The 14,100-nt window shown below is 59.5% G+C and carries 13 protein-coding genes and 1 pseudogene; 8 read left to right on the forward strand and 6 right to left on the reverse strand.

Translation table 11 applies throughout. From position 1 onward, the window contains the following. The first annotated feature begins 1 nt into the window (after position 1). The 7 genes from AC2FMD_RS00075 to AC2FMD_RS00105 all read left to right on the forward strand — a co-directional run bounded on the left by AC2FMD_RS00075 (position 2) and on the right by AC2FMD_RS00105 (position 7,305). Positions 2-697 (forward strand): glutamine amidotransferase-related protein, encoded by a 696-nt coding sequence (locus AC2FMD_RS00075; protein ID WP_496742760.1) that lies wholly within the window; start codon positions 2-4, stop codon positions 695-697. Further along, positions 694-1,485: a creatininase family protein gene (locus AC2FMD_RS00080; protein ID WP_496742761.1), complete on the forward strand. Its 792-nt coding sequence runs from the start codon at positions 694-696 to the stop codon at positions 1,483-1,485. Before AC2FMD_RS00075 ends, AC2FMD_RS00080 begins: the two co-directional genes overlap by 4 nt. Next, positions 1,482-2,723: an amidohydrolase family protein gene (locus tag AC2FMD_RS00085; protein WP_496742762.1), complete on the forward strand. Its 1,242-nt coding sequence runs from the start codon at positions 1,482-1,484 to the stop codon at positions 2,721-2,723. Before AC2FMD_RS00080 ends, AC2FMD_RS00085 begins: the two co-directional genes overlap by 4 nt. Next, a complete protein-coding gene (locus tag AC2FMD_RS00090; RefSeq protein ID WP_496742763.1) occupies positions 2,717-4,126 on the forward strand; it encodes an FAD-binding oxidoreductase in 1,410 nt (469 codons plus the stop codon). The genes AC2FMD_RS00085 and AC2FMD_RS00090 overlap by 7 nt, the downstream gene beginning before the upstream one ends. Positions 4,127-4,130: 4 nt before the next feature. Next, the gene (locus AC2FMD_RS00095; RefSeq protein WP_496742764.1) at positions 4,131-5,015 is read left to right on the forward strand and encodes a TauD/TfdA dioxygenase family protein; all 885 of its coding nucleotides are present in this window, start codon (positions 4,131-4,133) and stop codon (positions 5,013-5,015) included. Positions 5,016-5,080: 65 nt separating this feature from the next. Further along, positions 5,081-6,745: an ABC transporter substrate-binding protein gene (locus tag AC2FMD_RS00100; RefSeq protein WP_496794530.1), complete on the forward strand. Its 1,665-nt coding sequence runs from the start codon at positions 5,081-5,083 to the stop codon at positions 6,743-6,745. A gap of 53 nt (positions 6,746-6,798) precedes the next feature. Beyond that, positions 6,799-7,305: a DUF2165 family protein gene (locus AC2FMD_RS00105; RefSeq protein WP_496742766.1), complete on the forward strand. Its 507-nt coding sequence runs from the start codon at positions 6,799-6,801 to the stop codon at positions 7,303-7,305. A 239-nt stretch (positions 7,306-7,544) separates the two neighbouring features. Here the strand turns inward: AC2FMD_RS00105 and istB are convergent, their stop codons facing one another. Continuing rightward, positions 7,545-8,273, reverse strand: coding sequence for an IS21-like element helper ATPase IstB (istB, locus tag AC2FMD_RS00110; protein ID WP_496742767.1), 729 nt, complete (start codon positions 8,271-8,273; stop codon positions 7,545-7,547). Then, positions 8,206-9,771: an IS21 family transposase gene (istA, locus tag AC2FMD_RS00115; RefSeq protein WP_496742768.1), complete on the reverse strand. Its 1,566-nt coding sequence runs from the start codon at positions 9,769-9,771 to the stop codon at positions 8,206-8,208. The genes istB and istA overlap by 68 nt, the downstream gene beginning before the upstream one ends. Before the next feature lie 140 nt (positions 9,772-9,911). On the opposite strand from istA, the gene AC2FMD_RS00120 reads away from it, so the two are divergent. Further along, a complete protein-coding gene (locus AC2FMD_RS00120; protein ID WP_496742769.1) occupies positions 9,912-10,148 on the forward strand; it encodes a helix-turn-helix domain-containing protein in 237 nt (78 codons plus the stop codon). Between the two features lie 413 nt (positions 10,149-10,561). Here the strand turns inward: AC2FMD_RS00120 and terL are convergent. The 4 genes and pseudogenes from terL to AC2FMD_RS00140 form a co-directional block, all read right to left on the reverse strand. Next, a pseudogene (gene terL / locus AC2FMD_RS00125) lies at positions 10,562-11,035 on the reverse strand (phage terminase large subunit); the annotation flags it as partial. Positions 11,036-11,077: 42 nt separating this feature from the next. Continuing rightward, positions 11,078-12,037: a hypothetical protein gene (locus AC2FMD_RS00130; RefSeq protein WP_496794531.1), complete on the reverse strand. Its 960-nt coding sequence runs from the start codon at positions 12,035-12,037 to the stop codon at positions 11,078-11,080. Continuing rightward, on the reverse strand, positions 12,024-12,455 hold the full coding sequence (locus AC2FMD_RS00135; protein WP_496742771.1) for a DUF5681 domain-containing protein: 432 nt from the start codon (positions 12,453-12,455) through the stop codon (positions 12,024-12,026). The genes AC2FMD_RS00130 and AC2FMD_RS00135 overlap by 14 nt, the downstream gene beginning before the upstream one ends. After that, a complete protein-coding gene (locus AC2FMD_RS00140) occupies positions 12,448-13,842 on the reverse strand; it encodes a site-specific DNA-methyltransferase (RefSeq protein ID WP_496794532.1) in 1,395 nt (464 codons plus the stop codon). Before AC2FMD_RS00140 ends, AC2FMD_RS00135 begins: the two co-directional genes overlap by 8 nt. Positions 13,843-14,100: the final 258 nt, after the last annotated feature.

Below are 14,100 nucleotides of genomic sequence, written 5' to 3' on the forward strand. Positions count from 1 at the left end.
TATGGCATCGCGTGTCCTATTGGTGCGCCATGGCGATGAGCCTGAAGATGATCGTGTGGTCACCTGGCTGGCTGCAAACGGTTATGAGGCCGTCACACGCAAACCCTTTTCCGGGGACCGTCTGGATGATGTCGGCGAGGTTGCCGCCTCAGTGATCTATGGCGGTCTTTTTGATGTTTTTGAAACATCAAAACACCCCTTCCTGCTTGAGGAAGACCGCTGGATCAGCCAATGCCTGAAACAGGGAATTCCACTTCTGGGCATCTGTCAGGGATGTCAGCAAATTGCCTATCACCTCGGCGCCTGGGCCGGGGCACCGGAAGAAGAGTGCTTCGAGTTCGGATACTACCCGCTTGAGCCCACGGAAGAGGCGGGAAGCTTTCTTGCGAAGCCGCTGGTCGTCACCCAGGCGCATTATCACACCTTTGATCTGCCCGAAGGGGCGGTGCGGCTTGCCGGCAATGCCCAATACCCGAACCAGGCCTTTCGTTATGGCGATAACGTCTACGGCTTTCAATTCCATGCTGAAGTCACGCCAACTGGGTTCCGCCGCTGGCAGGATAGCAAGAAACATGTGTACGGAAGGCCAGGTGTGCAGGATGAGCAGACGCAGAACCGGTTGATGGATGCGCACGATGCGGCGCAGGGGCGTTGGTTCAACGGGTTTCTTGACAGTTTCCTGGGGCGGGCGGCATGAGTGTTCAAGGTCATTGGGCCGATCTGAAGGCACCTGATTTCGGGGCATTGCCATCTGACACGGTAGCGGTGCTGCCACTGGGCGCGACCGAACAGCATGGTCCGCACCTTCCGCTTTCGGTCGATACTGACCTGACACAAGATGCGGTCGCGCGAATGCTGACTAACCTCAGCGCGGAGCAATCGGTACTGGTGCTACCCGCGCTGACAATCACCAAAAGCAGCGAACACAACCATTTCCCCGGCACTCTGAGCCTTTCTCCTGAAACGCTTTTGGCCGTTCTGCGAGATATCGGCGCTTCGGTGGCGCAGGCCGGGGTTGAGCGTCTGGTCCTGTTCAACGGGCACGGCGGCAATACCGCGTTGTTGCAGGTCGCTGCGCGTGAGTTGCGGATCGACCACAATTTGATTGTGGCGGTGTGTTCGTGGTCCGGTTTCGCCGAAACCGAAGGGCTGTTCGATCCGACCTCCTATGCCGTGGACCTGCATGCCGGCGACAGCGAAACCTCAGCCATGTTAGCGACCCGGCCCGGTCTGGTGGACATGGGCAAGGCGAAGAATTTTCGCACAGCGATGGAAGATTGGCAGCAAGAGTTCAAGTTCATCGGCCTGACCGGCCAGCCAGCCGCCCCCGGGTGGATTGCAGGTGATCTTAACCCCGATGGTGTCTGTGGCGATGCCTCTTCCGCCACTGTGGAAAAAGGCGAGGCGATGCTGGCCTCCGCCGGGCGCAATTTCGCGCTGTTTCTCGCCGAGTTTGCCCGGTTCGACCACAGGAGCAACTCATGAGAGATGCAGTTCCTTCCATCGCACGGTTGCCCGGTGTTCTGGTCCCCATCTCGCTGCTGGCGGACAAGAAGTTCGGTGGGCAGTGCCAAAGCGATTGCCTGGTGGGCGATCTGATAATCCGCGATGGCCGTGTGGTAGGGCTGGAACCTGCCAGCGCATCTCCGACCTGCCTTGTCCTGCCCAAGTTTTCTGAACCGCATGTACATCTTGACAAATGCCACACCATCGACCGGATGGATGGCGTTGGCGGCGGGCTGGCCGAGGCCATTGAGGCCCAGTCGCTGGACCGCGAGAACTGGACCGAAGCTGATATCCGCGCGCGTGCGTGGCGCGGGTTGCAGGAATTACTGAATGCGGGCTGTGCCGCCATTCGCACGCATGTGGATTGGGGCACACCCACCGATCCGGCGGCCACTCCCTTGGCGTGGGGCATCATAGGGGAATTGGCCGAAGACCTGCCTGACGGTATTGTCACGCAACGCGCGGCGCTGACCGATGTGGCCCGAATGACCGAGGATGATTACGCCGCGCTTTGTGCCCGTCAGGTGTCGCAGGCAAATGCGGTCCTGGGCGCGTTTGTTCTGGACCAGCCCAACCGGCGTGAGGGTATCCTCAGCACATTCCGCTTCGCGGAAAAGATTGATGCCGCGCTTGATTTTCACGTCGATGAGGGGCTGGAATCCGGCCTGGGCGGGCTGGAGATGATCGCGGATGCCGCGCTGGAAACCGGGTTTCAGGGCCCTGTGCTGTGCGGTCATGCCTGTAGCCTGATGAACTTTGAAGACCCTGACGTTCAGCGCATCGCTGACAAACTGGCACGGGCCGAAATTTCCGTCGCTGCTTTGCCCGCGACAAACCTCTATCTTCAGGGCCGCAGCGACGGAACACCGGATCGTCGTGGCATCACCCGTATTCGCGAATTGCAGGATGCGGGCGTCAACGTCGTACTGGGTGCCGACAATGTCCGCGACGCCTTCTGCCCGCTGGGCAGCCATAACCCGCTGGCAACCCTTTCGCTGGCCGCTCTGGCGGCGCATCTGGACCCGCCGTTTGGCAGCCATCTTCCAATGATCACCACCAGCGCGCGCCGCGCGCTTGGCCTTGCCCCCGTAACCGTCGATGGGGCCGCAATCGGGGATCTGCAACTGTTCGACGCCCCCTCGGTCACGGCCATTCTGGGCAACGGCAGCTCGCCGCGCCCGTTGGCCGTGGCCTTGCAAGGAGAACAAAAATGGTAGCGAAAACCATGGACCGCACCGAAACCGACTGGGACGCCTTTGCCGCCAGCCTGGCCCCGGTCGAGGTGATCTCGGAACCTGTGCTGGTCAAGAAACGCTCGCGGGATTTCTTCTGGTACAGCCCGCTGCTGAACGCGCAGCTCAGAAAGTGCTTTGGCGATCTGGTCGCGGTCCCAAAGACCACGTCCGAGATGCGTCACTGCCTGCAACGCGCCTATGAGGAAGACCTGCCCGTTACCCTGCGCGGCGGAGGGACCGGGAATTATGGACAGGCGGTACCCCTGAAGGGCGGGTTGATCATCGAATCCACGGCGATGAACAAGATCCTTGAGATAGGTGAAGGATATGTGCGCGCCGAGGCTGGTGCGCTGATGGCGGATGTGAACGCGGCGTTGATGGCGCAGGGCTGGGAAATGACCATGTTCCCGTCGACGCAGGATATCGCCACCATTGGCGGCTTTGTCGCCGGTGGGTCCGCCGGTATCGGCTCGATTGCTAACGGGGCTTTACGCGAAAAGGGCAACATCATCCAGCTCAAGGCGCTGTCGATGGAGGCACACCCGCAGGAGCATAAATTCGACGCCGAAGAGGCGCTACAGATTCACCATGCTTGGGGGTTGAACGGAGTCATCACCGAAGTCACCCTGCGCACCGTGCCGCACCGCGACTGGGTCGGCTGCATGGCGACTTTTGATACTTACCGGGATTGCTATGCCGCAGGTTACGCCCTGGCTTCTGCGTCAGATATCGGCCGAAAACTGGCCAGTACGGTCGAAGCGCGGATCGTCGAATATTTCCCGCGCCTCAAAGGACACATTCGGGAAGGCAAGCATCTGCTGGTCGCGCTGGTTCCGGCCGAGGATATGGAGGCGTTCCGAAAGCTGATCTCGGATCAGGGCGGCCATCTGGACCTTGCGATGACGGATGCAGAACGTCAGGTGGTAAAAATACCGCATGTTTTCGAGTTTGCGTATAACCACACGACATTGCAGGTGCTGAAGGCCGACCGCTCGGCCACCTATCAGCAGATCGGCGTACCCGATCCTGCGGACGCCGATGCGGTTGTCGCCGTGGGTGCCGCTCTTGGCGACGACGTCTGGCAGCACCACGAATTCGCCCTGCTGGACGGCAAGATAGTGGCGTTTGATCTGCCGATCATCTGGTTCAAGGACGAGGCACGGCTGCGCGAGATCGACAGCATCTATAGGCAGCACGACCACAGTGTTGCAGATGCGCATACCTATCACGTCGAAGGCGGCGGGCTGAAGAACGCCGATTATCGCCATCTGGCGTGGAAAAAAAGGATGGACCCCAAGGGACTGCTGAACCCCGGCAAGTCACGGGCCTGGGAAGAGTTCAAGCACCTCTCCGCTGAGGAAATCGAAGCAAAGGCAAAGGGTTAAGAACATGACGACCATTCAGACAAAACCGCTGACACAACAGTTCGGAGTCGAGGTTTCCGGCATTGATCTGGCCGACGTGCGGGCGGACAACCTGTTTCCTGAGTTGCGTGCGCTGTTCGAAGAACATTCCGCCCTGCTGTTTCGCGGGCAGGACGTGAGCGACGAACAGCACATGGCGCTCGCGAAACTGTTCGGCCCGATCGAGGACCGGCAGGCGGATGAACGCAAGCCCGGCGAGAAGTTCGAGGTTCCCAAGGTGTCGAACGTACAGGAAGACGGCACGACCAGTGGCGAAATGGACCTCAAGACGCTGAACCTGAAATCGAACTTCTTGTGGCATTCTGACAGCACGTTTCTGCCCAACCCGGCGCTAACCAATATCCTGATCGGTCGTGTCGTCACCACCGAAGGCGGCGCAACTGAGCTTGCCAGCACCCGGGCTGCTTGGACAGCGATGCCTGAAGAGTTGAAGGAACGCGTTCGCAACCGCGGCATCTGGCACCGCTACAGCCATTCACGGTGCAAGATTTCTCCGGAACTGGCAAGGCTGCCAATGTTCAATAAGTGGCCCGACCAGCACTGGAAGGCCGTATGGCAGAACCCCGTAAACGGACACGAAGCACTGTATATAGCAAGCCATGCCTTCAAGGTCGACGGCTACGACGAGGCCGAAAGCCAGGCGCTTCTGGACGAGTTGATTGCATTCTGTACACAGCCAGAATTCGTCTATTCCCATCAGTGGAAAGTCGGCGATGTTCTGATTTGGGATCAGCGCGCCGTCATGCATCGCGGTACACCCTGGCCCTATGAACAGCCTCGCACACTGTCGAGCATCTGCAGCACGGCCACCGAAGCAGACGGTATCGATCTGATCCGCGTTGCGGGTTGAACCGGAACAACTAAACCCCGCCATGCGGGCGGTCCACCTCACGACCCAGCAGACAGGAAACGTAAATGACGTTTAAAACACACAGCGGCAGCCCACTGCCGGAATTCCTGCCAAAATCGGCGCCGAATTCCGATGCCGATCCGGTAACACGGCGCGAGTTTTTGGCAACCGCCTGCAGCTTCGGCGCGAGCGCAGCAACGGCCTATGCGATGATGGGATTGGCCGCCCCGACCCGCGCGGCCACCGATGCGCAAATGGGCGGCACCGTGCGCATCCAACAGCAACTCGTTACAATGCGCGATCCGCGCAAATTCGATTTCAACTCGCTGGCGACCTTCACACGCGGCTGGCTGGAATATCTGGTCCAGTACAACTCGGACGGTACGTTCACACCGGTCCTGCTGGAGAGTTGGGAAATCAACGACGATGCCACCGAGTATCTTCTGAACGTCCGCAAGGGTGTGAAGTGGAACAATGGCGATAATTTCACCGCTGATGACGTTGCCTTCAACATCGAACGTTTCTGCGACAGCACGGTTGAAGGCAATGCCATGGCGAACAAGTTCGCAGTGATCGTTGATCCGGACAGCGGCAAAATGATGGAGGGCGTTCTGGAGGTTGCGGACAGCCATACCGTTCGCCTGACCCTGCCGCGATCGGATATTTCGCTGATCGCTGGTCTGGCGGACTATCCCGCAGCCATCGTTCACCCAAGTTTCGACGAAGCCAGCATGCTCGACAACGCGATCGGCACGGGCGCTTATCTGCCTGAAAGCTACAGTGTCGGGGACAGTGCCGCATTGGTGCGCAATGAAGGGCATGAATGGTGGAATGCCGGCAATGGCGCCTATATGGATCGGGTCGAATTCATTGACTTCGGCGCGGACCCAAGCGCCTATTTCGCCGGGGCCGCAGCCGATGAATATGACGTCACTTACGACACCGAGGGCGACTACATCATCGCATTCGATAGCCTGGATGGCTGGACCAAGAATGAGGTGGAAACGGCCGCCACGGTGCTGGCCCGGTGCAATCAGCAGGTCGAAGTCGATGGCAAGAAAATCTATGCCGACGCTCGCGTGCGCCGCGCGATGGCGCTTGCGGTCGACAACGCCACGGTTCTGGAACTGGCCTACAACAATCTGGGCAGCGTCGCCGAAAACCATCACGTGTCGCCCAAGCATCCGGAATATGCCGATATCGGCGCCCCAAAGCGCGATGCCGAAGCAGCGATGGCCCTGTTGGAAGAGGCAGGGATGAGCAACTTCGAATTCGACCTCATTACGCTCGACAGCGCATTCTGGAAGGCCACGGGAGATGCAATTGCCGGTCAGCTGCGCGACGCGGGCATTAAGGTGAAACGCACGGTTTACCCGTCTTCCACCTTCTGGAACGATTGGTCGAAATATCCCTTCTCAGTCACTAACTGGAACCACCGTCCGCTTGGTATCCAAACCTTCGCGCTTGCCTACAAAAGCGGCGCAAGCTGGAGCGAGACCGGTTTCGCCAATGCCGAGTTCGACACCCTGGTTGATCAGGCCCTGGCAACACCGGACCCGGATTCCCGGCGCAAGATCATGACTAGGCTAGAGCAGATCATGATTGATGAAGGCGTGATCATCCAGCCCTACTGGCGGGCGCTTCACAACCACTGCAAAAGCAACCTTAAAGGGGCCGCGGTGCATATTTCGAACGAGCTTTACCCACAATACATGTATTGGGAATCCTAAACCTTGCTGCATGTCCGGGCCGGTCCCGGGCAGGCAAGAATCACGGATAAAAGATGCTGGATACTGTTTTACTTGTTGCCGGGTGCGTCAACCTGGCATTCATGGCGGCTTGGCTGACGATAGGAGTGCTCGAGAACCTGTTTCACCCGTTCTTGAATGAAACCTATACCGCACAGGTCATGGATATGGAGAGGATGCGTGAGGAATATCCGGAAGCCTACGAGCATGTTGCTTACCGGCGAGTCACCAACCGTAAGATCCGACGCCGATTGTTCTCGTTCATCGTCGGCTGGGAAATGCTGGCCGTCGCGGGACTTTGGCTTGGTGTAGGAGCATTGGCCGGCGCAGCCTCGGACCTTGTCGTTATTTCGACAGGACTGTCGCTGGGCTTGATTGGCGCAATGATGTTCTGCGCCACATGGGCCGGTTTCCTAATCGCGGGGAACTACTTTTGCTATTGGTTCGGGCATGAAGGAGGCCAAAATACTCACTTCCAGATGCTACTTTGGGGACTTGCCAATTGCGTTGGGCTCATCGCGCTAGCCATCTACTTTAACTGACCTCATTCGCGCATCAGACAACAGTCTAACCAGATTGGAAGTTGCCCCCTCGGTGCTGCCAGACAAATGCAAACCAGTCTCCACATGGACAGAATGGCTGTCCCTTAATTGTCAATCGGCATTGAACCTTAGCCCCCTATCGGCATCCAATTTTGACCCCTTTTGTGATGAGCAGGCCCGGCGCTGCGTAGTCTCCATTTAACGCAGCTGCGACGGGCCTGCGGGTTTTGGGATTGGCGTTATGCCCGGTTTTTGAAGCGCCAGCTTTCGTTTCCGGTTTCGACGATCTCGCAGTAGTGTGTGAGCCTGTCGAGGAGCGCGGTGGTCATCTTGGCATCACCGAAGACACTGGGCCATTCGCCGAATGCCAGGTTTGTTGTGACAATGATCGAGGTGCGTTCGTTGAGCTTGCTGATGAGGTGGAACAGGAGCTGACCACCGGTCTGGGCGAAGGGGAGATAGCCCAGTTCATCCAAGATCAGGAAGTCGAGCCGGGAGATCAGATCGGCGGTTCGGCCCTGGCGTTCTGCGCGGGCCTCAGCGTCCAATTTGTTCACCAGATCGACCACGTTGAAGAACCGGCCCCGGCGCCCGGCCCGGATGCACGCCCTGGCGATGCTGACGGCGAGATGGGTTTTGCCAGTTCCGGTGCCGCCGATCAACACGAGGTTACGCTGGTGATCCAGGAAGTCTCCGGTGGCCAGGTCGCGGACCAGGGTTTCGTTCGCCTCGGCGGTCTCGAAGTCGAACTCTTCCAGTTCCTTTGCCAGGGGCAGTTTGGCGATAGTCATCTGGTATTTGACAGACCGCGCCTGCTTATCCCGGATCTCGGCGGTCAGCAGGTCACCGATGATCTGCTGCGGTTCGTGCTGCCGTTTGACGGCGGTGGTCAGAACCTCGTCATAGGCGGCTCTCATTCCGTAGAGCTTTAGCTTTCCTATCGCGTCGATCACGTCTGATCGTTCCATTTGTCTGTCTCCTCAAGCTGTCATATCGGTTGCAGTCGGCAATTGGCTCGCTGGCCAGCTTCAACGCATCTGGCGTCGCAATTGTCAGGGGCGGTGGCGGTTCGCGGTGTCGAGCCAGGATGTTCAGAACAACACCGGCGGAATGAACGTTGTGCGACAACGCCTCGGCGCAGGCCGCCTCTACCGCTTCGATCCCATCTGTCAGCACAGCACTCAGGATATCGACCATCTGCCGATCCCCGCCAGGCTGGCGTTCGAGCTTGCGCCGCACGCGGCGGATCGCAATCGGCAGGTCCCACTCCTTGAACAGTGCACCATTGCGCAATGCCCCCGGCTTGCGGGCGAGAACTGGTATGTAATGCAAGGGATCGTAGACTGTGTGGTCGCGCCCGAAGGTACGCTCGTGTTGGCCGACAATCCGTCCATCCTGCCAGCATTCCAGCCGGTCGGCATAGGCGCGGATCTCGACAGGTCGGCCGACCGCTCGCGCATCGACCGAGTATCCGTTCTTGTCGAACCGCACGAGGCAGGTCTTGGAGACGGAGGCCGGAACCGCGTGGAATCCATCGAACGGGCCGACATAAGGAACGAGGCTGGGACGCTCCTCTTTGAACACCTCCCAGATGGTCTTGTCGCGCATCTCAGGGTGCTTGTTGGCCCTCGCATAGGCCAAGCACCGATCTTCCAGCCACGCATTCAGGTCGGCATAGGATTTGAACTTGGGACGCGGCACGAAGAAGCGCCGACGGATCACGCCCACCTGGTTCTCGACCTGACCCTTCTCCCACCCGGATGCCGGGGTGCAAGCGACGGGCGCGACCAGGTAATGGCCGCACATCTGCTGGAACCGGCGATTGTAGGCGCGGTCTTTGCCGACAAAGATCGCGTCCACCGCGGTCTTCATGTTGTCATAGATGCCCCGAGCACACGCTCCACCGAAGAAAGCGAACGCCTTGTCATGGGCGTCGAACACCATCTCCTGCGTTTCACGCGGATAGGCCCGAACAAATGGCATCCGGCTGCGACAAAGGCGAACATGCGCGACCTTCACCGTGACAGCGGCACCATCGAGGATCACGAGCTCATGGCTCCAGTCGAATTGGTAGGCCTCACCCGGATCAAAGCTCAGTGGCACATAAGCCGCTGCGGACGCTTCCCGTGTCGCTTGTGACCATCTGGACGCATAACGCCGCACTGCGTCATAGCTGCCATCATAGCCTCGGTTGCGCAACTCTTCGTAAATCCGGACAAGGGTCAGCCGTTGACGTTTGGGCTGTCGGGCATTTTCGGCCCGCATCTCATACAGATCCGCCCGCCAGGGATCAATCTTGGGCCGAGGCTGCGTGGACTGGTCATAGCTGAACTCCGTCGCACCGGAGCGCACTACCTTGCGAACTGTGTTCCGTGAAACCCGAAGCTCACGGCAGATCTGCTTGATCGACTTTCCCTGGGTAAAATACGCCCGCCTGATCTTCGCAATCGTCTCCACAACCAACATCCCCAAATCGCTCCCTCAAATCTGCGAGGAAGCTAACGAAACCAAATATCAGGGGGGTCAATTTTGGACGCCGATTACCCCAATACAGGGGTCAATTTTGCATGCCGGTTCACAATCAGAAAAAGCTCGCGGAGCGAGTGATGAAAGAAGAGTCTGGTGCTTCGATATCACCTCAGGACCTCAACGATATCGAGCACGATCGACGAAGCCCAACTTCTGATCACCTCATCCGTGAATTCGCTACCGTCCTTAATGTGGATGGGGGTTACCTATTCGTCCTCGCTGGCAAAATTCCTGATGACATACGCAAGTCGACGAATGATGCGGACAAGATAGTGGCTGCGTTCAAAAAGTTCCGCGAGACGCTGACTGAGTAACTGTGCTTTGGAGCGTTCCCTTAAACGGTTACATAGTTCCCTTACCTAGTTAACTAGAAGAGCCACTAGCAACTCTGACTTTCGCGCCGTCGTGCACAACTACGCCGCCTCCGGGTGTCTCTGTTCGCATTGATTGTAGTCGAGCCTGCTTCAACTGCGGAGCAAAGCATTTTGGTAAGCACCTAAAATAAGGCGCATTTTTGAATCCGTCTCGATTTGGGTGAAGGGCGGGTGGAAAGAGACGCGGGGCGTTCGGAGACCGATTCCGGGTCAACGACCAGTCTCCGAAAGTCGGATGGCTACGCTAAACCCCTTTGAACCAAAAAGAAAAAGGCCCCGCAAGGGACCTCATCTTGGGTTCGCAATGTGTAAGTGGCGGAACGGAAGGGATTCGAATTGTCGAGACGGCGGCGTTACCGCCGCCTCACGCACGTTTGGTTCTGTTCACGCCGCGCGACGTTGATCGGGTGTTCCCGACCGAGGGCGCGATAGAAGCCGTTGCCCTTTGACCAGTTCAGGAACTGGCTGAAGCTGTCGACCTGGTCATCGTTCCGTCCGCGTGGGAAGGACTGCAGCTCGCGCTTGAAGGTTGCCAGCCAAGGGGAGTCGGCCGGCAGACACACCTTGCCCTCCTCCACCGGGGAACAGGCCGCGTTGAAGCGGATCTCCTTGTCCTTGTCGGGGGTCACCCGTTTGAAGCGCTTGTCGTCCTGGAACAACTCCTGGAACAACGGCCGACCGGTCGCGGCATCCTCGATCAGAACCTTCTCGGGATCCCATTGCCCAACCAGGGCCAGCACCTTCGATTTCAGTTCGGGGTAGTCCAGTTGCCCGCGCCAGAGATCGAGCAGATGCCAGTGCGGCGGCAGGAACCCCCAGGTCGTGCAGACGGAATAGTCCGACCGCGGATCTGACGAGGAGCCGGTATCCTAACTCTGGACGACCAGGTGATAGTGGTTCCGAGGCAGGACCGCGTCAAAGGTGCCAAACCACTCCCAGCGCAGCGGAGATCCGTCCGGCGCGATCGGGTTCTGCTGGTATTGGCAGTTGAAGATCGCCGTGCCCATTTCACGGCGCATGCGATCGAGTGTCTCCCGGTCTAGCCTTTCCGGGAACAGCAGGTCCCCCGGCCTGCGCCAATGCACTTGCCCGCGCCCGATCGGAATAACCTCGATTTCTTCCGCGATGGCCGGCAGGTTCAGGTGCCAGTATGTACCCTTGTCGAGGAGGTATCCCGGCGGGTCCATCTCGTGCAGCCGCTGGGCGATCATCACCACCCTGCCCTCCGCCGGGTTGTCGAAGCGCGACAGCAACGTGCCTTCGATGAACTCCTGCGCCCGGATCAATTCTGCCTCGGAATTGGCGTCGCCGGCCTTCAGGAGATCATCGATGATGATGTAGTCGGCGCCATGGCCGGTCACCGAACTGCCGATGGACACCGCCTTGCGACTGCCGCCCGCGGTGGTGCGGATTTCTTCCACGGTATTGCCCTTCTTCGCCAGCCGAGTCCCGGGGAACATCTCGCGGTACCAGCGCGACGACATGACCCGCCGGCAATCCTCGGAATGCTTGCGGGCGAGATCAAGGCCATAGCTGGCCACGATGATCTTTGCCCCGGGGTGATGCCCCAGCAGGAAGGCTACGTAAGACACCGCCACGGTCACGGATTTCAGGCAGCGGGGCGGAATGTTGATCACCAGCCGCTTGTTCTCGCCACTGCGCACTTCGTCCAGCGCATGGCACATCGCGCGCACATGCCAAGCCGGCTCAAACGTACCATTGGACCCGTGATGGAGGGTGTCGAACACCCTCCACACGAACAGGAAGAAGTTGTCCCGGCAGAGATTGATGGCGGCCTGCCGAACCATGCGCGGTTCAGGTACCGTCATAATCATCCTCCTGGTCCTCGACATCCTCTTGCCCCGCCTGCGGGGAGGAGAAGAAATCCCGGAGGATGTCATAGTCTACCGGCTCGGGCCTGCCCGAGAGACCAGCCTCAGTATCGCGAGCCTCGCTGTCGCCAAACAGGTCCGCATCAAGTTTCAGAAGGGCCAACAGCGCCTTCGAATCTCCCTTCAAGGCACTGGCCGCCAGCCGCTTGGCCATGGCTTCCGCCTTGGTGATCCGGACCTCGCGGTTGCCCTCGCGGACCGTGATTTTGGATTCAAGCTCACGCTTGAGGCTGGCACCCAACCCCCTGGCACCTTTCGGCCGCCCTTTCGGATTGCCCGACTGGCCTTTCTTGAACCGCGTGTGTTTCGGCGGCTTGCCATATCCTACCTGGTAGTCCTTTTCGTCATCAGACATGGCGGACCTCCTTTTCCACGACGGCATTTGCCTGAGCAGCCCGGCCGTCAAAGGTCTCGCCGGTGACCGCGTGCACGACCTGTTCACCCGTCATCTCCTGCCAGCGACGGATGGCGACATCGACGTAAGCCGGGTCCAACTCGATCAGCCGCGCCCGGCGCCCGGTCTTCTCGGCCGCCAGCAGCGTGGCGCCGGAGCCGCCGAACGCATCGAGCACCACGTCGCCACGATGGCTCACATCCATGATCGCGTCCGCCACCAGCGCCGTCGGCTTAACCGTGGGGTGATCGGCCAAATCGGCCTCGCGCCCCTTGCCGAAGCTGTTGACCCCGGCATAGTCCCAGACATTGGTGCGGTTGCGGCCATGCTTGCCCAGCTCCACGTTGTTGATGTGCCGCGCACCCGGCTCCTTGAAGATGCAGACCATCTCGTGCTTGGAGCGGTAGAGGCTGCCCATGCCGCCATTGGTCTTGTTCCAGACGCAGAGATTGATGAGGTCGAGACCGCCGGCCTTACCCATTGCGATCAGGTCCTCGATGTGGCGCCAGTCCATGCAGACCATGGCGATGCCGCCCGCAGGCAGATTGGCCACGACATGGGTCAGGAACGTCTGGAGAAAGCCTCGGAACTCGGTGTCAGTCATCTCGCCCGAGGCCATGGCGAACTCGCGGTGGCTGCCATCCTTGCCCAAGCGCACATGCCCCTGCACCGGCACATTGTAGGGCGGGTCGGTGAAGACCATGCGCGGTACATCACCATCCAGCACAGAGGCATAGCTGTCCGCTTCCAATGCATTGCCGCAGAGGATGCGGTGATCCCCGAGCAGCCAGATGTCGCCGGGCCGGGTGATGGCGGCTTGTGCCGGGTTCGGCTCTTCAACGATTTCCGGCTGACGCGCATCCGTGTCACCGGCACCGCCGATGAGGATGTCGATCTCCGCCACCTCGAACCCGGTGATGTCGAGACCGAACTCCAGCTCGCCATCCAGGCTCAGGTCCATCAGCTCGGCAAACTCGATCTGCAGCGCCGCCTGGTTCCAGTCGGACAGTTCCGCGAGCCTATTGTCGGCAATGCGCAGGGCGCGCACCTCGGCCGGGCTCAGGTGACCGGCTACCACGGTCGGCACCGTGGTGAGGCCAAGCGCGTTCGCTGCCTCGAACCGGCCATGACCGGCAATGATCACGCCGTCGCCGTCGACCAGGATCGGGGTGACGAAGCCGAACTGTCGTACCGAGGCTTTCAGCTTGTCGATGCTCTTTACCGTGTGAACGCGATTGTTCTTGGCGTAAGGCTTGAGGTTTGCAATCGGCGCCTGCACGACCTTTTCGGCCATCCAGACAGGGGCGGTCGATGCTGCGGCATCGCGGGGTTGGGATTGGGTACGCATGCGCGCCTCCATTCATCTGGGCTGTCGCAACAGCCGGGGATCGAATGGACCGCTTCGGGGAATTCGGAGAGAGCATGAACAGCAACTCCCCGGATCCAGCGATCCGGTTCATTGCCTCTTTCGATGCTCCCTTTAGGCGCTCGGGCCCGGTGAGTGCTTCTGGCAGGATTTGAAGGTCCTGCGTGAGGCACACCGAATATAATCACCCAACCAGAAGGAAGCAAGTTTTTGTTTTTTTCCAGTGCGTTACGACACCTA

The sequence above is a fragment of the Ruegeria sp. BHSC276 genome (genome assembly GCF_059612945.1).